This is a genomic window from Methylobacterium sp. FW102-HT35C08 (assembly GCF_058790235.1).
The window spans coordinates 2,068,222-2,085,905 of the sequence record NZ_JBYTCL010000002.1; the positions used below are offsets into that span (position 1 = coordinate 2,068,222).

15 protein-coding genes are annotated in these 17,684 nt (G+C 68.2%); all 15 read right to left on the reverse strand.

Annotated features, from left to right (window positions below; genetic code table 11):
- Window positions 1-205: 205 nt before the first annotated feature.
- The 15 genes from AC3WSN_RS09785 to AC3WSN_RS09855 all read right to left on the reverse strand — a co-directional run bounded on the left by AC3WSN_RS09785 (window position 206) and on the right by AC3WSN_RS09855 (window position 17,670).
- Window positions 206-532 (reverse strand): DUF1467 family protein, encoded by a 327-nt coding sequence (locus AC3WSN_RS09785; RefSeq protein ID WP_192708308.1) that lies wholly within the window; start codon window positions 530-532, stop codon window positions 206-208.
- 5 nt (window positions 533-537) lie between these two features.
- The gene (gene mce, locus AC3WSN_RS09790; protein WP_492537617.1) at window positions 538-942 is read right to left on the reverse strand and encodes a methylmalonyl-CoA epimerase; all 405 of its coding nucleotides are present in this window, start codon (window positions 940-942) and stop codon (window positions 538-540) included.
- Window positions 943-1,130: 188 nt separating this feature from the next.
- On the reverse strand, window positions 1,131-2,804 hold the full coding sequence (locus AC3WSN_RS09795) for a ribonuclease J (RefSeq protein ID WP_492537619.1): 1,674 nt from the start codon (window positions 2,802-2,804) through the stop codon (window positions 1,131-1,133).
- A gap of 16 nt (window positions 2,805-2,820) precedes the next feature.
- A complete protein-coding gene (locus AC3WSN_RS09800) occupies window positions 2,821-3,624 on the reverse strand; it encodes a biotin--[acetyl-CoA-carboxylase] ligase (protein WP_492537621.1) in 804 nt (267 codons plus the stop codon).
- A gap of 7 nt (window positions 3,625-3,631) precedes the next feature.
- Entirely contained in the window at window positions 3,632-5,077 is a 1,446-nt protein-coding gene (nuoN, locus tag AC3WSN_RS09805; RefSeq protein ID WP_192708305.1) for an NADH-quinone oxidoreductase subunit NuoN, read from the reverse strand.
- A gap of 10 nt (window positions 5,078-5,087) precedes the next feature.
- A complete protein-coding gene (locus AC3WSN_RS09810) occupies window positions 5,088-6,608 on the reverse strand; it encodes an NADH-quinone oxidoreductase subunit M (protein WP_492537623.1) in 1,521 nt (506 codons plus the stop codon).
- Window position 6,609: 1 nt separating this feature from the next.
- Window positions 6,610-8,721, reverse strand: a complete 2,112-nt coding sequence (nuoL, locus tag AC3WSN_RS09815; protein WP_492537625.1) for an NADH-quinone oxidoreductase subunit L — start codon at window positions 8,719-8,721, stop codon at window positions 6,610-6,612.
- Window positions 8,722-8,803: 82 nt separating this feature from the next.
- Window positions 8,804-9,109, reverse strand: a complete 306-nt coding sequence (gene nuoK, locus AC3WSN_RS09820; RefSeq protein ID WP_043351891.1) for an NADH-quinone oxidoreductase subunit NuoK — start codon at window positions 9,107-9,109, stop codon at window positions 8,804-8,806.
- A 22-nt stretch (window positions 9,110-9,131) separates the two neighbouring features.
- Window positions 9,132-9,752, reverse strand: a complete 621-nt coding sequence (locus AC3WSN_RS09825; protein WP_192708302.1) for an NADH-quinone oxidoreductase subunit J — start codon at window positions 9,750-9,752, stop codon at window positions 9,132-9,134.
- Between the two features lie 222 nt (window positions 9,753-9,974).
- Window positions 9,975-10,463 (reverse strand): NADH-quinone oxidoreductase subunit NuoI, encoded by a 489-nt coding sequence (gene nuoI, locus AC3WSN_RS09830; protein ID WP_091776990.1) that lies wholly within the window; start codon window positions 10,461-10,463, stop codon window positions 9,975-9,977.
- A 23-nt stretch (window positions 10,464-10,486) separates the two neighbouring features.
- Entirely contained in the window at window positions 10,487-11,509 is a 1,023-nt protein-coding gene (gene nuoH, locus AC3WSN_RS09835; RefSeq protein ID WP_192708300.1) for an NADH-quinone oxidoreductase subunit NuoH, read from the reverse strand.
- A gap of 13 nt (window positions 11,510-11,522) precedes the next feature.
- Entirely contained in the window at window positions 11,523-13,604 is a 2,082-nt protein-coding gene (gene nuoG / locus AC3WSN_RS09840) for an NADH-quinone oxidoreductase subunit NuoG (protein WP_492537629.1), read from the reverse strand.
- A gap of 192 nt (window positions 13,605-13,796) precedes the next feature.
- Window positions 13,797-15,098 carry an NADH-quinone oxidoreductase subunit NuoF gene (gene nuoF, locus AC3WSN_RS09845; RefSeq protein ID WP_192708298.1) on the reverse strand — a complete coding sequence of 434 codons (1,302 nt, stop codon included), beginning with the start codon at window positions 15,096-15,098 and terminating at the stop codon, window positions 13,797-13,799.
- A 9-nt stretch (window positions 15,099-15,107) separates the two neighbouring features.
- Window positions 15,108-16,469 (reverse strand): NADH-quinone oxidoreductase subunit NuoE, encoded by a 1,362-nt coding sequence (gene nuoE / locus AC3WSN_RS09850; RefSeq protein ID WP_492537631.1) that lies wholly within the window; start codon window positions 16,467-16,469, stop codon window positions 15,108-15,110.
- A gap of 10 nt (window positions 16,470-16,479) precedes the next feature.
- Window positions 16,480-17,670, reverse strand: coding sequence for an NADH-quinone oxidoreductase subunit D (locus tag AC3WSN_RS09855; RefSeq protein WP_192708296.1), 1,191 nt, complete (start codon window positions 17,668-17,670; stop codon window positions 16,480-16,482).
- Window positions 17,671-17,684 lie beyond the last annotated feature (14 nt).

The window sequence follows — 17,684 nt, forward strand, 5'->3', positions numbered from 1 at the left end:
AGCAAGGCCTCTGGCCTTGCTTTTTTTATTCTTGGCGGTCGCTGGGTTCACCGCCTTCGCCGGATCCATCCTGGCTCGCCAGCGCAGCGCGTCGTGCGCGGCCGATGCGGAGCACCCGCCCGTTCGGCCCCGTGTCGGACGGGGCGGGCCAAAGCTGTGAGCCGGCCGGCGTCCGGGCAGTGCAGGATCGCCGCTCCGAGCCGTCCTACAGCCCGGTGAGCGGGAACACCGCCAGGGCGATCAGGAAGGCGGCGCCCGCCACCAGCGTCGTCCAGATGGCCTTCTCGCGCAGACGCGGCGCCGCCGGCGCACCCGGGTCCTGCCCCGGAACCACGTGGCTCGGCCGCGTCTCCGGCTGGTTGCGCAGGGGCAGGACCGCGAAGAGCAGAGTCCACCAGACGACGAAGTAGAGGGCGATCGCGCCGCCCACCGTCAGCTTGAACAGGCCCACCCCCGCCGCCACGAAGGCGGCGACCAGCACGGTGATGACGGCCAGCGTGATCGGCGTCGAGCGGGCGAGCGTCGCCATCATCCGACTCAGACCTGTTCCAGCTCGACGAGCGTGCCCAGGAAGTCCTTCGGATGCAGGAACAGGACCGGCTTGCCGTGGGCGCCGATCCGCGGCTCGCCGGTGCCGAGCACCCGGGCGCCCTGGGCCTTGAGCTTGTCACGCGCCACCAGGATGTCGTCGACCTCGTAGCAGACGTGATGGATGCCGCCGCCGGGATTGCGGGCCACGAAGGCCTCGATCGGCGAGCCCTCGCCGAGCGGCGCCATCAGCTCGATCTTGCTGTTCGGCAGTTCGACGAACACGACCGTGACGCCGTGCTCGGGCTGCGGCAGCGGCGGCGTGATCGTGGCGCCCAGCGTGTCGCGATAGACCGCGCAGGCGGCGTCGAGATCCTGCACGGCGATGGCCACGTGATTGAGACGGCCGATCATGGTTGTTCCTCCCCATTCGCGCACCGATCAGCAGGCTGACGCCGTCTCCAACCATCGGCCTCATCCTGAGGTGCCGGAGCGCAGCGGAGGCCTCGAAGGAGGGCGCCTTCGAGGCCCGCTGACGCGGGCACCTCAGGATGAGGAATTTGGGCCGGATCTGCCGTGATGCGTCGTGTCGGTTTCGTACCCTAAACCTCGACGACCTGCACGTGGCAGGCGGGCTTCTTGCCCCAGACCTCGTTGACCGCAGTGCGCACCGCTCGGTCGACCGTCTTCTCGACGCTCTCCGAGTCCTTGAGCTTGCCCCGCGACATGCCCGACAGGGTCCGGGACACGGCATCGACCACCGTCTCGATCAGCGGCTCGCCCGACCGGCCACGGTTCGGCAGGCCGATGATGTCCACCGCCGGCTCGCCCAGCACGACGCCGTCCTCGTCGATGGCGATCGCCACCGAGACGAGGCCCGCCTGCATGAGCTTGCGCCGCTCCGGGATCGCCCGGTCCTTCTCGTCGATCAGGACGTCGCCGTCCTTGAACAGGCGGCCGGCCTTGACGTTATCGATCACCGCCGGCGTGCCGGGGCTCAGGCGGATGAGGCTGCCGTTGCGGGCCTTGACGACGTTCTGCACGCCCTGCGCCCGGGCGAAGCGGGCATGCTCGTCGAGGTGAAGCGCCTCGCCGTGGACCGGGATCGCGGTGCCGGGACGGGTCCACCGGTACATCTCGACCATCTCGTCGCGGCGCGGGTGGCCCGAGACGTGGACCAGCTCGGTGCGGTCGGTGATCACCTCGACGCCCTGCTCGATCAGGTCGTTGATGATCGACCCGACATCGCGCTCGTTGCCGGGGATGGCGCGCGAGGAGAAGATCACCTGATCGCCCGGGGCGAGGCTGATATCCGGGTGGTCTCGGCGGGACACCCGGGCCAGCGCCGCCCGCGGCTCGCCCTGCGAGCCGGTGAGCAGGGCCACGACCCGCTCGCGCGGCAGGCTCTTCCACGAATCCGAGCGCCGGAACTCGGGCAGTCCGTCGAGGTAGCCGCACTCGCGGGCGACATCGATCACCCGGTCCATGGCCCGGCCGACCGCGATGACCTCACGACCGCAGGCGGCCGCCGCCTCGGCGACCGCGCGAATGCGGGCGACGTTCGACGCGAAGGTGGTCACCGCCACCCGGTGGGGCGCGTCGGCGATCAGCGTTTTGAGGGTCTCGGCGACGGTCTTCTCGCTTGGCGAGAAGCCCTCGCGCACGACGTTGGTCGAGTCGCAGACGATGGCGAGGACGCCCTCGTCACCAAGCGCCGTGAACGCCTCCGGGGATGTCACCGAGCCGGCCACCGGCGTCGGATCGATCTTCCAGTCGCCGGTGTGGAGCACGAGGCCCGCCGCGGTGCGGATCGCGATGGCGTTGGATTCCGGGATGGAATGCGAGACCGGCACGTATTCGAGCTCGAACGGCCCGACGGTCACGCGCCGGCCGGGCTTCACCTCGCGCAGGTCGACCTTGGGGGCACCGGGCTCGGACAGGCGCCGGGTCTCCAGCAGGTTCTTGGCGAAGCGGGTCGCGTAGACCGGGACCTTGAGTTTGGGCCACAGCTCCGAGATCGCCCCGATATGATCCTCGTGCGCGTGGGTGATGAAGATCCCCAGCAGGTCCTTGCGCCGCTCCTCGATGAAGGCGAGGTCCGGATACATCAGGTCGACGCCCGGCATCTTCTCTTCGCTGGCGAAGCCCATGCCGCAATCGACCATGATCCACTTCCGGCCCTTCTCCGGGCCGAAGCCGTAGAGCGCCGCATTCATCCCGATCTCGCCCACGCCGCCGAGCGGCAGGAAGACCAGCTCCTCCTGTCCCATTGCCATCTGTCGTCGTCCAAACTCAGGCCGCCGTCGCGGCCGATCCGAAATGCACCTCGCCCGCCGTCACGGTATGCCGGTTCCCATCGGGGGCGAGGATCACGAGCCGCCCCCCCTCGTCGATCGTCTCGAACACGCCCCGCAGGATGTGTCCGCCGCTGTGCACCGCGATCTCCGATCCGAGACCCGCGGCCCGCTCCAGCCAGTCCCCGCGCAGGGCAGCGAAATTCTGTCCCCGGTCCCAGAGGCGCGCCCGCGCGGCCATCCGGTCCGAGAGGTGTTCCAGTAGCGCCTCGGCGCCGCCCGCGTAACCCGTCACGGCCAAGCTCGTGGCGGGTAAGCCCTCCGGGGCCGCCGCGACGTTGACGCCGAAGCCGACCACCACGGCCCGCCGGCCGCCCGGCAGCGTCTCAGCCTCCAGAAGCAGGCCGGCCAGCTTCGCGCCGCCGAGCAGCACGTCGTTCGGCCATTTCAGCTTCACAGATCGGGTGCCGTGGCCGGAAGCGGTATCCGGCAGGGTGCCGCAGGCCGCCTCCAGCGCCTCGACCAGCGCGAGGCCCGCCACGAAGCCGAGCTCGGCGAGATGCTCCGGCGCGACGCCGGTCACCGGCCAGAGCACGCTCGCCGCGAGGTTGCCCGGCAGCGAGGCCCAGCTGTTGCCCCGGCGGCCGCGGCCCGCCTCCTGACGGTGGGCCACCACCCAGAGGGGGCCGGTCTCCCCTGCCCGCGCCTGAGCCATCGCCTCCGTGTTGGTGGAGCCGAGGCTGTCATGGACGTGCAGGCGGTGGCCTGCGGCGCGCGCCGCGGGCCCGAGTCGGTAGCTCAAGGCCGTCCTAGAACAGCGACTTGGCGGCCCGGCCGGCGACGCCGACCAGCGGGCCGGGCAGCAGGAAGAAGAGCACCACCACGATGCTCGACAGGGCGAGCACCACGCGCAGGCCCGGCGCCATCGCCTCGTAGGGCTCCTGCGGCTCGTCGAAATACATGATCCGCACGACGCGCAGGTAGTAGTAGGCGCCAACCACGCTGGTCACCACACCGATCACCGCCAGCGTCACGAGGCCCGCCTTGATGGCGGCGGCGAACACGTAGAACTTCGCGAAGAACCCGGCGAGCGGCGGAATGCCGGCCAGCGAGAACATCATCGCGGCGAGGCAGAAGGCCAGCCACGGATGCGTGCGCGACAGGCCCGACAGGTCCTCGATCTTCTCGAACATCACGTCCCGGCGCCGGAGCGACAGGATGATCGCGAAGGTGCCGAGCGTCATCGCGAGATAGATGATCATGTAGGTGACGAGCCCGCTGATCCCCTCCTCCGAGCCGCAGGCCAGGCCGATCAGCGCGTAGCCGATATTGGCGATCGACGAGTACGCCATCAGGCGCTTGATCGAGGTCTGGCCGATCGCCGCGAAGGAGCCCAGCGCCATCGACACCACCGAGACGAAGATGAAGATCTGCTGCCAGATCGCCGTCACGTCCGGCATCGCGCCGATGAACACCCGCACGGTCATCGCCACCGCGGCCATCTTGGGCGCCGAGGCGAAGAAGGCCGTCACCGGGGTCGGCGAGCCCTCGTAGACGTCGGGCGTCCACATGTGGAACGGCACGGCCGCCAGCTTGAAGCACACGCCGGCCGCCAGGAACACGATGCCCAGCACGATGCCGAGACCCGCGTTCTCGTTCAGCGCCGAGACGATGCCGGGGAACGAGACGGTGCCGGTGAAGCCGTAGACCAGCGAGGCGCCGTAGAGCAGCATGCCGGACGAGAGCGCGCCGAGCACGAAGTACTTGAGGCCGGCCTCGGTGGACTTCACGTCGTCGCGGTGGAACGCCGCGATCACGTAGGCGGCGAGCGACTGCAGCTCGAGGCCGAGATAGAGCGCGATCAGGTCGTTGGCCGAGACCATGACCATCATGCCGATGGTGCAGAGCACGATCAGCACCGGGAACTCGAACCGGTCGATACGCTCGCGCTTAAAGAAGTCGTGCGCCAGCAGGATCGTCGCCGAGGAGCCGAGCAGCACCAGCGACTTCATCACCTTGGAGAAGGCATCCGAGACGAACGCGCCCGACAGGGTCGTGACCCGGCCGTGGACCGGCTGGGAGATCACCACCGACAGGGCGACGAGCAGCAGGACCAGCGCGCCGAGGCTCACGGTCTCGGCGGAGCGGTCGCCGCGCCACGCGCCGTAGAGGATCAGGACCATGACGCCGATCCCGAGGATCAGCTCGGGCAGGAGCGGCGCCAGCGAGGGCAGGACGGAGTGGACGGTGGGCATGGTGTCCGTCTCAGCGCGCGACCGGCAGCGCGGCGGCCGCGGTCTGGGTGTTGGACAGGGCGGCCTTCATGCTGGTCATCAGCGCGTCGGTCGAAGGCGCGAACACGTCGAGCACGGGGGCCGGGTGCACGCCGTAATAGATCGTCAGGGCCACCAGCGGCGCCAGGATGATCTTCTCCCGGAGATCCAGGTCGAGGATGCCCTGGAGGTTCGGCTTCTCCAGCTTGCCGTAGATCACCCGGGCGTAGAGCCACAGGGCATAGGCCGCCGACAGGATGATGCCGAAGGTCGAGAAGAACGCCACGTTCGGGTTCGCCTTGAAGGCGCCGAGCATCGCCAGGAACTCGCCGACGAAGCCGGACGTGCCCGGCAGGCCGACATTGGCCATGGTGAAGATCAGCATGGCCACCGCGTAGAGCGGCATCCGCTTCACGAGGCCGCCATAGGCGGCGATCTCGCGGGTGTGCATCCGGTCGTAGACGACGCCGACGCAGAGGAAGAGCGCGCCCGACACGATGCCGTGGGAGATCATCAGGAACAGCGCGCCCTGGATGCCCTGTTCGTTCAGCGTGAACAGGCCGAGCGTCACGAAGCCCATATGGGCCACCGACGAGTAGGCGATCAGCTTCTTGATGTCGGTCTGCATCATCGCGGTGAGCGAGGTGAAGATGATGGCGATCACCGAGAGGGCGAAGACGAACGGCGCGAATTCCTGGCTCGCCACCGGCAGCATCGGCAGCGAGATCCGGATGAAGCCGTAGCCGCCCATCTTCAGGAGGATGCCGGCCAGGATCACCGAGCCCGCGGTCGGCGCCTCCACGTGGGCGTCGGGCAGCCAGGTATGGACCGGCCACATCGGCATCTTCACCGCGAAGGAGGCAAAGAAGGCGAGCCACAGCCAGGTCTGCATCTGCGCCGGGAAGCGGTACTGCAGCAGGGTCGGGATGTCGGTGGTGCCGGCCTGCCAGTACATCGCCATGACGGCCAGCAGCATCAGCACCGAGCCGAGCAGGGTGTAGAGGAAGAACTTGAAGCTGGCGTAGATCCGGCGCTGCCCGCCCCAGATGCCGATGATCAGGAACATCGGGATCAGGCCGGCCTCGAAGAACAGGTAGAACAGCAGCAGGTCGAGGGAGGCGAACACGCCGATCATCGTCGTCTCGAGGACGAGGAAGGCGACGAAGTACTCCTTCACCCGGAAGTGGATCGAGTGCCACGATGCGCCGATGCAGAACGGCATCAGGAACGTGGTCAGCAGGATCAGCGGCATCGAGAAGCCGTCGACGCCGAGCTTGAACCGAATCGTCTCGGTGAGCCACGCGTGGCTCTCGACCAGCTGGAAGCTCGACGAGGCCGCGTCGTAGCGGTTCCAGGCCACCAGGGAGAGCAGGAAGGTGACCACCGTGGTGGCGAGCGCGGCCCAGCGGCTGTTGCGCGCGACCGATTCCTCGTCGCCGTTCAGCGTCAGGATGAAGGCCGCGCCGCAGAGCGGCACGATCAGCAGGCCGGAGAGGATGCCGAGGCCGAGCATGTCAGTGAGCCCCCTTGGGCAGGCCGGACATCAGGTACCAGCTGATCAGGCCGGCGACGCCGATGAGCATCACGAAGGCGTAGTGGTAGAGGTAACCGGTCTGGAGGCGGACCACCCCGCGGGTCACGTCGACGACGCGGGCCGCGATGCCGTTCGGCCCGAGCCCGTCGATGATCCGGCCGTCGCCCTGCTTCCAGAGGAACAGGCCGAAATCCTTGGCCGGGCGGACGAAGATCCGGTCGTAGATCTCGTCGAAGTACCACTTGTTCAGCAGGAACCGATACAGTGACGGCTGCTGGGCGGCGAGCGCGCCCGGCAGCTCCGGCCGGCGGATGTACATCCAGAAGGCCAGCACGAAGCCGAGGATCAGCATGATCAGCGGCGAGTAGGAGACGAGCGCTGGGACTTCGTGGATCTCGTGCATGATGTGGTTGTTCGGCCCGTGCGCCAGGGCGTGGCCCCAGAACGCGTCCATGCCTTCGCCGATGAAGCGGTCGTGGAAGATGATCCCGGCGAACAGCGCGCCGAAGGCGAGGATCGCCAGCGGGATCGTCATCACCAGCGGGCTCTCGTGGGGCGTGTGGTCGCCGTGATGGCCATGGCCGTGATGATCGTCGGCGACGAGGTCGCTCCTATGCGCCGGCTCGATGTCGTGGCCCTTGTCGTCGTGGGCGACGCCCTCGGTGTGGCCCGGTGCGCCGTCGGCCTCGTGCGCCATGGTCGAGTGGGCCACCGCGGGGGCGTCATGGTGGTGGTCATGGGTCGCGTGGGCGCCCCAACGGGCCGGACCCTCGAAGGTCATGAAGAACAGGCGCCAGGAGTAGAACGAGGTGAAGAACGCCGCCACGACCACGCACAGGAAGGCGAGGGTGTGCCCGGGCCGGGTCGACGCGTAGGCCGCCTCGATGATCGCGTCCTTCGAGTAGTAGCCGGCCGTGTAGGGGAAGCCGATGAGCGCCAGGGAGCCGATCGCCATCATGGCGCTGGTGTAGGGGATGTAGCGGCGCAGGCCGCCCATGTTCCGCATGTCCTGCTCGTGGTGCATCGCGTGGATGACCGAGCCGGCCCCGAGGAACAGCAGCGCCTTGAAGAAGGCGTGGGTGAACAGGTGGAACACGCCGGCCGAGTAGGCGCCGACGCCGAGCGCCACGAACATGTAGCCGAGCTGCGAGCAGGTCGAGTAGGCGATGACCCGCTTGATGTCGTTCTGCACGAGGCCGATCGTGGCGGCGAAGAAGGCCGTGATGCCGCCGATCACCGTCACGACGATCAGCGCGTTCGGCGCCTCCTCGAACAGCGGCGACAGGCGGGCGACCATGAACACGCCGGCGGTCACCATGGTGGCGGCGTGGATCAGCGCCGAGACCGGGGTCGGGCCCTCCATGGCGTCCGGGAGCCAGGTGTGCAGCAGGAACTGAGCCGACTTGCCCATGGCGCCCATGAACAGCAGCAGGCAGGCGAGCGTCAGGGCGTTCCAGTCGTAGCCGAGGAAGTGGAACGAGAGCGTCTTGATCGCGTCGACCTTGTCGAAGATCGCGTCGAACGCCACCGATCCGGTGAGCACGAAGGTCAGGAAGATGCCGAGCGAGAAGCCGAAATCGCCGACGCGGTTGACGATGAACGCCTTCATGGCGGCGGCGTTGGCCGAGGGCTTCTCGTACCAGAAGCCGATCAGCAGGTAGGAGGCGAGGCCCACGCCCTCCCAGCCGAAAAACATCTGCACGAGGTTGTCGGCCGTCACCAGCATCAGCATGGCGAAGGTGAACAGAGACAGGTAGGCGAAGAAGCGCGGCCGGTGCGGATCCTCCTCCATGTAGCCCACGGAGTAGAGGTGCACGAGGGTCGAGACCGTGGTGACCACCACGAGCATCACCCGGGTCAGGGTGTCGACCTTGAAGGCCCAGTCGACCTGCAGGTCGCCGGCCGAGAACCACGACGCGACCTGCACCCGCTCGGCGTGGCCGCCGTCGAGGAACACGCCCCAGGCGATCAGCGCCGTGAAGGCGAGGAACGCCGTGGTGATGTACTCGCAGGCCCGCGCCCCGATGTACCGGCCGAACAGGCCGGCAATCAGGAAGCCGATGAGCGGGAAGAAGACGATCGCGTGATACATCGCTCTCTTGCAGTCCGTCCTCCGGGCCGGCCGCGATGCGGCGGCGTCCGGATGTGAATCGGGGCGGCGGGGTGAGGAGGCCCTAGCCCTTCATCATGCTCACGTCTTCCACCGCGATGGAGCCGCGGTTGCGGAAGAACACCACCAGGATGGCGAGGCCGATCGCCGACTCGGCGGCCGCGACCGTCAGCACGAACAGGGCGAAGACCTGTCCGGTGATGTCGTTCAGCTGCGTCGAGAAGGCGACGAGGTTGATGTTGACCGAGAGCAGGATCAGCTCGATCGACATCAGGATGACGATGATGTTCTTGCGGTTGATGAAGATGCCGAGCACGCCGAGCGTGAACAGGATCGCCGCGACGGTGAGGTAGTGGCTCAGGCCGATCATCGTTCGAATCTCCGGGCGATCATCAGACCTCGACACCCTGGCGCGACGGGACCTTGCGGGTCTCCACCGCCATGGCTTGGGTGCGGGCGTTCTGGACCGCGATGTTCTGGCGCTTGACGCCGGGCCGGTCGCGCAGCGTCAGCACGATCGCGCCGATCATCGCCACCAGCAGGATCAGGCCGGCGAGCTGGAAGAAGTAGGCGTAGTCCGTGTAGATCACCCGCCCCAGAGCCTGGGCGTTGGTGAGGTTCTCGGCGGCCGCGACGTTGCCGAGCGGTGCCTGCACGAGGCCCGGATCGATGCTCCAGGAGCCCACCACCAGCAGCAGCTCGACCAGGAAGATCGCGCCGATCAGGGCGCCGACCGGCAGGTATTGCTGGAAGCCCTGGCGCAGCTCGGCAAAGTCGACGTCGAGCATCATCACCACGAACAGGAACAGGACCGCCACCGCGCCCACGTAGACGACCACCAGGATCATCGCGAGGAACTCGGCGCCCATCAGGACGAACAGGCCGGCGGCGTTCACGAAGGCGAGGATCAGGAACAGCACCGAGGCGACGGGATTGCGCGCGGCGATCACCATGAAGCCCGACGCGACCGTGATGCTCGCGAACAGATAGAAGAAGGCGGCTGCTGCGGTCATGCGCTGGTCGGGATCGGCCGCCGGAGCGGCCCCTTCTGCCGTGCGTGAAGACGGTCCGCAGCGGGCGGCCCGTCTATAGAACCCGGTCGGCGAGGGCACAACCGCGCCCCCGGTATGGCTCTAGATCATCGCACCGGAAACGGGAACCGGTGCCGTGCTCTAGAGCCTTGTTTTCGCATCATCTTCTTCCGAAAGCCGGTGACCACCTTTCGGAATGATGCATCAGCGATAAGGCGCGTCCATCGCGATGTTGCGGGCGATCTCGCGCTCCCAGCGGTCGCCGTTCAGCAGGAGCTTCTGCTTGTCGTAGAGAAGCTCCTCCCGGGTCTCCACCGAGAATTCGAAGTTCGGACCCTCGACGATGGCATCCACCGGGCAGGCCTCCTGGCACATGCCGCAATAGATGCACTTCACCATGTCGATGTCGTAACGCGTCGTGCGGCGGGTGCCGTCGTTGCGCCGGGGGCCGGCCTCGATGGTGATGGCCTGCGCCGGGCAGATCGCCTCGCAGAGCTTGCAGGCGATGCAGCGCTCCTCGCCGTTGGGGTAGCGGCGCAACGCGTGCTCGCCGCGGAAGCGCGGCCCGCGATGGCCCATCTCGAAGGGGTAGTTGATCGTGGCCTTCGGCTTGAAGAAGTAGCGCATGCCGAGGATCATCCCCGACACGAACTCCTTCAGGAGAAGGCTTTTCGCAATCTGATCGAGCTTCATGCCGCGATCTCCGGTTTCATGCGTCAGGCGCCCGGGGCCAGGCCGGTGAGCTTCAGGACGAAGGCCACGACCACCACCGAGATGAGCGAAATGGGCAGAAAGACCTTCCAGCCGAGGCGCATGAGCTGATCGTAGCGGTAGCGCGGCACGATCGACTTCACCATGGCGAACAGGAAGAACAGGAAGCTGGCCTTCAGGGTGAACCAGATCACGCCCGGCACCCAGGTGAACGGCGCGAACGGGATCGGGGACAGCCAGCCGCCCATGAACAGGATGGTCCCGAGGGCGCACATGCTCATGATGGCGACGTACTCGCCGAGCATGAACAGCAGGTACGGGGTCGAGGAATACTCGACCATGTAGCCGGCCACGAGCTCCGACTCGGCCTCCGGCAGGTCGAAGGGCGGGCGATTCGTCTCGGCCAGCGCCGAGACGAAGAACACCACGAACATCGGGAATAGCCACAGCCAGTACCAGCCGAAGATGCCGAGGCTGGTGTCCTGCGCCATCACGATGCGCGAGAGGTTGAGCGAGCCGGCGCAGAGCAGCACGCAGATGATCACGAAGCCGAGCGAGACCTCGTAGGAGATCATCTGGGCCGCCGAGCGCAGGGCGCCGAGGAAGGCGTATTTCGAGTTCGACGCCCAGCCGCCCATGATGACGCCGTACACGCCGAGCGACGAGATCGCGAAGATGTAGGTGATGCCGACGTTGATGTCGGCGATCGCCCAGCCGTCGGCGAGCGGGATCACCGCCCAGCTCGACAGGGCGAGCATCGCGAAAACCAGCGGCGCCAGCAGGTAGATCGCCTTGTTGGCGCCCGCCGGGATCACCGGCTCCTTGATCACGAATTTGATCAGGTCGGCGAAGGACTGGAACAGGCCGAACGGCCCGACCACGTTCGGGCCGCGCCGGAGCTGCACCGCCGCCCAGATCTTCCGGTCGGCGAGCAGCGCGTAGGCGATGAACACGAGGAGCGCCGAGAGGAGCACGAAGCTCTTCAGCACGATCAGGAGCACGGTCCCGAGGATTTCGAGCGACGTCATCGGTCTTGAGCTCCTACTCGGCCGCCGCGAGGGGCCGCGCCTCGGCGGCGCGCTCCCGGGCGAGGCGCGAGCACTCCGCGAGGATCCGCGAGGCGCGGGCGATCGGGTTGGTGAGGTAGAAGTCGGTCACCGGCGACGCGAAGGCTGGTCCGCTCGCTGAGCCGCCGAAGCCGGCGAGCCGGTCGACCGCCTCCGCGACGGTACCGGGCTCTACGGCCCCGATCGCCGCAAAATGCGGGTGAGCGGCGTAGAGCGCCCGGCGGAGCGCGGTCAGCGAGTCGAACGGCAGGCGCTTGCCCAGCACGTCCGACAGGGCGCGCAGGATCGCCCAATCCTCGCGGGCGTCGCCCGGCGGGAACGCGGCGCGGTTGCCCATCTGGACCCGGCCTTCCGTGTTCACCCAGGTCGCTGACTTCTCGCTGTAGGCGGCCCCCGGCAGGATCACGTCGGCGCGGGAGGCCCCGCGGTCGCCGTGGCTGCCCTGGTAGATCACGAAGGCGCCCGGGGCGACGTCGCGCTCGTCGGCGCCGAGGTTGAACAGGACGTCCAGCGCGCCCGGCTCCAGCATCTGCGCAAAGGTCAGGCCGCCCTCCCCCGGCACGAAGCCGAGATCGAGGGCGCCGACCCGGGCGGCGGCCGTGTGCAGCACGCCGAAGCCATTCCACGCGGCCGAGACCGCGCCGATCGCCTTGGCGAGCGTGGCCGCCGCGGCCAGGATGCCCGGCTCGGCATTGGCACCGACGATCACGAGCGGCGCCTTCGCCTCCTTGAGCACGTCGAGGAAGCTGTGCTCGCCGCGGGCGAGCGCAGTGAGCGAGTCGGGGCCGGCGCCGATGTAGTGGCTCGGATAGGTCAGGTCGACCGGCTCGCCGATCACGCCCACCGCCAGCGGCGCCATGCGCCAGCGCTTGCGGATGCGCACGTTCAGCAGCGAGGCCTCGGTGCGCGGGTTGGCGCCGACGATCAGGATCGCGTCCGCGGCCTCGATCCCCGGGATGGTCGGGTTGAAGATGTAGGAGGCGCGGCCGAGCGCCGGGTCGAGGCCGGCATCGGTCTGGCGGCAGTCGAGGTTCGGCGAGCCGAGGCTCTTGATCAGCTCACGGAGCGCAAACATCTCCTCGACGCCCGCGAGGTCGCCGACGATCGCGCCGACGCGCTTCGGATCCGCGGCCTTCACCCGGGCGGCGATGGCCTGGAACGCCTCACCCCAGGAGGCGGGCCGCAGCCGACCGTTCTCGCGCAGGTACGGCCGGTCGAGGCGCTGCATGCGCAGCCCGTCGATGTGGTAGCGCGTCTTGTCGGAGATCCACTCCTCGTTGATCTCCTCGCTGATCCGCGGCTCGATCTGCATCACCTCGCGGCCGCGGGTGTCGATGCGGATCGAGGAGCCGACCGCGTCCATCACGTCGACCGACTCGGTCTTGTTCAGCTCCCAGGGGCGGATGTTGTAGCTCTGCGGCCGGTGAACGAGGGCGCCCACCGGGCAGAGGTCGGCGACGTTGCCCTGGAGCTCCGAGGCCATCGACTGCTCGAGGTAGCTGGTGATCTCCATGTCCTCGCCGCGGCCGATGGCACCGAGGTCCGGCACGCCCGCCACCTCGGCGAGGAAGCGCACGCAGCGGGTGCAGTGGATGCAGCGGTTCATCGCGGTCCGCACCAGCGGGCCGATATGCTTCTCTTCGACCGCGCGCTTGTTCTCCTTGTAGCGGGTCGAATCGACTCCGTAGGCCATGGCCTGGTCCTGCAGGTCGCAGTGGCCGCCCTGGTCGCAGATCGGGCAGTCGAGCGGGTGGTTGATAAGGAGGAACTCCATCACCCCTTCCCGCGCCTTCTTGGTGCCCTGCGAGCGCGTCAGCACCTCCGGCGGCTCGCCGTTCGGGCCGGGACGGCAATCCTTCACCGCATAGGCGCAGGAGGCCACCGGCTTCGGCGCGCCCTTCAGCTCGACGAGGCACATGCGGCAATTGCCGGCGATCGACAGGCGCTCGTGGAAGCAGAAGCGCGGGATCTCGGCCCCCGCGGCCTCGCAGGCCTGGAGCAGCGTGTAATCGGCGGGGACGTCGACCTCGGTGCCGTCGACGAGGATTTTTGTCATCGGATCGTCTCGTAAACTGGCCCAAACGCGCGAGGCCGGATCCCACCCACGCCCTCATCCTGAGGTGCGAGGCGCAGCCGAGCCTCGAAGGAGATGTCCAGCCCGCCTCGCGATCTCTGGAGGCCTCCTTCGAGGCCCGCTGACGCGAGCACCTCAGGACGAGGCTGTGGGTTGGACACCGGCATTGCGCCGCTACTCCGCGGCCATCGGCACAGGCTCGCTGTGCGGGTTGGCGGTGTAGCGGTCGATGCGCTTCTCGATCTCGGGGCGGAAGTGCCGGATCAGGCCCTGGATCGGCCAAGCCGCCGCGTCGCCGAGCGCGCAGATCGTGTGACCCTCGATCTGCTTGGTCACCTCGAACAGCATGTCGATCTCGCGCTTCTGCGCGCGGCCCTCGGTCATGCGCTGCATGACGCGCCACATCCAGCCGGTGCCCTCGCGGCAGGGCGTGCACTGACCGCAAGACTCGTGCTTGTAGAAGTACGAGATGCGGGTGATCGCCGCGACGATGTCGGTCGACTTGTCGAGCACGATCACCGCCGCGGTGCCGAGGCCGGAACCGAGGTTGCGCAGGGTGTCGAAGTCCATCTTGGCGTCGATGATCTGCTCGCCCGGCACCAGCGGCACCGAGGAGCCACCCGGGATCGAGCACAGGAGATTGTCCCAGCCGCCGCGCATGCCGCCGCAATGGCGGTCGATGAGTTCGCGGAAGGTGATGCCCATCTCCTCCTCGACGTTGCACGGCTTGTTGACGTGGCCGGAGACGCAGAAGAGCTTGGTGCCGGTGTTGTTCTTGCCGCCGAGCCCGGCGAACCACGCGCCGCCCCGGCGCAGGATCGTGCCGGCGACCGCGATCGACTCGACGTTGTTCACCGTCGTGGGGCAGCCGTAGAGGCCCATATTGGCCGGGAACGGCGGCTTCAGCCGCGGCATCCCCTTCTTGCCCTCCAGGCTCTCGATGAGGGCCGTCTCTTCGCCGCAGATATAGGCGCCGGCGCCGTGGTGGACGTAGATGTCGAACGGGTAGTCGTGGACGTTCGACTGGCCGACGAGGCGGGCCGCATAGGCCTCGTCCACGGCCTTCTGGAGCGCGTGCTTCTCGGCGACGTACTCGCCGCGGATGTAGACGTAGCAGGCATGCGCGTTCATCGCGAAGCAGGCCAGCATGCAGCCCTCGATCAGGAGATGCGGGTCGTGCCGCATGATCTCCCGGTCCTTGCAGGTGCCCGGCTCCGACTCGTCGGCGTTGACCACGAGGTAGTGCGGACGCCCGTCCGACTTCTTGGGCATGAACGACCACTTGAGGCCGGTCGGGAAGCCCGCGCCGCCGCGGCCGCGGAGGCCTGAGGCCTTCATCTCCTCGATGATCCAGTCACGGCCCTGCTCCAGCAGGAACTTGGTCCCGTCCCAGGCGCCACGCTTCTTGGCGGCCTCCAGGCCCGGTGACTGGAGCCCGTACAGGTTGGTGAAGATGCGATCCTGATCCGACAGCATGTCAGGTCCTCACTGAGCCGGCGCCGACAGGGCCTTGGCCTGCCCCACCCAGTTCTCCCGGTCGATGCGACCTGGGAACGCGAGGTAGGTGCCGACCCAGGTGATCTCGTCGCGGGACCAGGCGGCGATCTGGTCGAAGTGGTAGATGCCGAGCCCGTTCAGGCGCTGGCTGTTGCCCGGGCCGATACCCCTGATACGCGTCAGGTCGTCCGGCTGCCCGGCGCGCGCCGCGTCCAGTCCGGCGGGGCGCTTGCCGACCGCGTCGGCCTTCTGCTCGGGGCTTGCATCCTTCGGCAGGGCCGCGAGCGCACCGGCGACGCGCGCTTCCTCGGCCTCGGCGGCGACCTCGCCCTCGCTGGCGCCGGAGGCCTCGGGCTGCTGCGGAACCGCGTCGCGGGCCGGCGCTTCCTGGTGGCCCTGCTCGCCGGCGGCGGGCTCGCCCTCGGTGACGCGCTTGGCCGGCGAGTCGAGCACGTCCGCGTCGCCCTGGCGCGCGGCGCCGTGCTTGGCGGTGGACCGGCCGCGCTCGGCCGCGTCGGCCCGATCCTCGGGCTTGACCGGCGTCTCGCCGTTGGCGGCGCGCTGCGCCGGCGCATCGCTGACCGTGCGCTCCACCGGGCGACCGGCATCGGGCCGCGCCGGCTTCGGGTTCTCGGCGGCCTGCTGTGTGCTGGACGCGGCTTCACCGGTCTTGGCGGCCAATTCTTCGCTCTTGCCGGCCTCCTCGAAACGCTTCCGCCAGGCGCCCACGCGGGAGCCGTCGTAGAGCGTCGGGTCGGTCAGCGTGTCGGCGCCGCCGAGCGGCTCGGATGAGACGCGTCCGGTCTGCGAGCCGATCTTCACCGGCCGGCCGGCCGCGAGGTCGTCCATCAGCTGGCCGAGCGACTCGGGCGTCAGATCCTCGTAGTAATCCTGATTGATCTGCACCATCGGGGCGTTGCAGCACGCGCCGAGGCACTCGACCTCGAGCCAGGAGAAGTTGCCGTCCGGCGAGACGTGGCCGGGCGCGCCGAGCCGCGCCTGGAGCATCTCCTTCAGCCCGCGCGCACCGCAGGAATCGCACGGCACCGTGCCGCAGACCTGGATCCAGAAGCGCCCGACCGGCTCGAGCGCGAACATCGTGTAGAAGGTCGCGACCTCCAGCACGCGGATGTTCGGCATGCCGAGTTCCGCGGCCACCGCCTCGATGGCCGCGCGCGGCAGCCAGCCGCCGTTCTGCTCCTGCGCCTTCCAGAGGAGCGGGATCACCGCGGAGGCCTGCCGCCCTTCCGGGTACTTGGCGATCTGGGTCTTCGCCCACTCGGCATTCTCGGGCGAGAACGCGAAGCTCTGGGGCTGCTCCGAGGCGGGGGCGAGTCTGCGGTTTGCCATCGCTTCTGTCTTACCGATCCACTTCGCCGAACACGATGTCGAGCGTGCCGAGCACGCAGGACACGTCGGCTAAGAGGTGCCCGCGGCACATCCAGTCCATCGCCTGAAGATGCGCGAAGCCCGGCGCGCGGATCTTGCAGCGATACGGCTTGTTGGTCCCGTCCGACACCAGATAGACGCCGAACTCGCCCTTGGGCGCCTCGACCGCCGCGTAGACCTCACCCTCGGGCACGTGGAAGCCCTCGGTGTAGAGCTTGAAGTGGTGGATGAGCGCCTCCATCGAGCGCTTCATCTCCCGGCGCGGCGGCGGCGCGAACTTGCCGTCGAGCGCCGCGATCGGCCCCTGGCCGGCGGGCTCGCGCAGCTTGGCGATGCACTGCTTCATGATGCGCACCGACTGGCGCATCTCCTCCATGCGGATCACCTGGCGATCGTAGGTGTCGCCGTTCTTCCCCACGGGGATGTCGAATTCCATCTCCTCGTAGCACTCGTAGGGCTGCGCCTTGCGCAGGTCCCACGGGATGCCGGAGCCGCGGACCATCACGCCCGAGAAGCCCCACTCCATCGCCTCGTCCACCGACACGATGCCGATATCGACGTTGCGCTGCTTGAAGATGCGGTTGGCCATGACGAGGTCGTCGAGATCCTGGACGACCTGCAGGAACGGGTCGCAGAACGCGTCGATGTCGTCGATGAGCTTCGGCGGCAGGTCCTGGTGGACGCCGCCCGGCCGGAAGTAGTTGGCGTGGAGCCGGGCGCCGGAGGCCCGCTCGTAGAAGATCATCAGCTTTTCGCGCTCCTCGAAGCCCCAGAGCGGTGGCGTGAGGGCGCCGACATCCATCGCCTGCGTGGTGACGTTGAGCAGGTGCGACAGGAGCCGGCCGATCTCGCAGTAGAGCGTGCGGATCAGCTTGGCCCGGCGCGGCACCTCGATCCCGGCGAGCTTCTCGATCGCCAGGCAGAAGGCGTGCTCCTGGTTCATCGGCGACACGTAGTCGAGCCGGTCGAAATAGGGCGTCGCCTGCAGGTAGGTCTTGTACTCGATCAGCTTCTCGGTGCCGCGATGGAGCAGTCCGATATGCGGATCGACCCGCTCGACCACCTCGCCGTCGAGCTCCAGCACGAGGCGCAGCACGCCGTGCGCCGCCGGATGCTGCGGGCCGAAGTTGATCGCGAAGTTTCGGATGTTGTGTTCGGTCATCGGACGGCCCCGTT

Excerpts from the sequence above, each read along its gene's own strand:
- nuoI (WP_091776990.1), bottom strand. The coding sequence starts at position 10,463 with ATGAAGCTCGATCAGATTGCGAAAAGCCTTCTCCTGAAGGAGTTCGTG.
- AC3WSN_RS09855 (WP_192708296.1), bottom strand. The coding sequence starts at position 17,670 with ATGACCGAACACAACATCCGAAACTTCGCGATCAACTTCGGCCCGCAG.
- nuoL (WP_492537625.1), bottom strand. The coding sequence starts at position 8,721 with ATGTATCACGCGATCGTCTTCTTCCCGCTCATCGGCTTCCTGATTGCC.
- mce (WP_492537617.1), bottom strand. The coding sequence starts at position 942 with ATGATCGGCCGTCTCAATCACGTGGCCATCGCCGTGCAGGATCTCGAC.
- nuoN (WP_192708305.1), bottom strand. The coding sequence starts at position 5,077 with ATGCCCACCGTCCACTCCGTCCTGCCCTCGCTGGCGCCGCTCCTGCCC.
- nuoF (WP_192708298.1), bottom strand. The coding sequence starts at position 15,098 with ATGCTGTCGGATCAGGATCGCATCTTCACCAACCTGTACGGGCTCCAG.
- nuoH (WP_192708300.1), bottom strand. The coding sequence starts at position 11,509 with ATGACGTCGCTCGAAATCCTCGGGACCGTGCTCCTGATCGTGCTGAAG.
- nuoK (WP_043351891.1), bottom strand. The coding sequence starts at position 9,109 with ATGATCGGCCTGAGCCACTACCTCACCGTCGCGGCGATCCTGTTCACG.
- AC3WSN_RS09825 (WP_192708302.1), bottom strand. The coding sequence starts at position 9,752 with ATGACCGCAGCAGCCGCCTTCTTCTATCTGTTCGCGAGCATCACGGTC.
- AC3WSN_RS09785 (WP_192708308.1), bottom strand. The coding sequence starts at position 532 with ATGATGGCGACGCTCGCCCGCTCGACGCCGATCACGCTGGCCGTCATC.
- nuoE (WP_492537631.1), bottom strand. The coding sequence starts at position 16,469 with ATGGCAAACCGCAGACTCGCCCCCGCCTCGGAGCAGCCCCAGAGCTTC.
- AC3WSN_RS09810 (WP_492537623.1), bottom strand. The coding sequence starts at position 6,608 with ATGCTCGGCCTCGGCATCCTCTCCGGCCTGCTGATCGTGCCGCTCTGC.
- AC3WSN_RS09795 (WP_492537619.1), bottom strand. The coding sequence starts at position 2,804 with ATGGCAATGGGACAGGAGGAGCTGGTCTTCCTGCCGCTCGGCGGCGTG.
- nuoG (WP_492537629.1), bottom strand. The coding sequence starts at position 13,604 with ATGACAAAAATCCTCGTCGACGGCACCGAGGTCGACGTCCCCGCCGAT.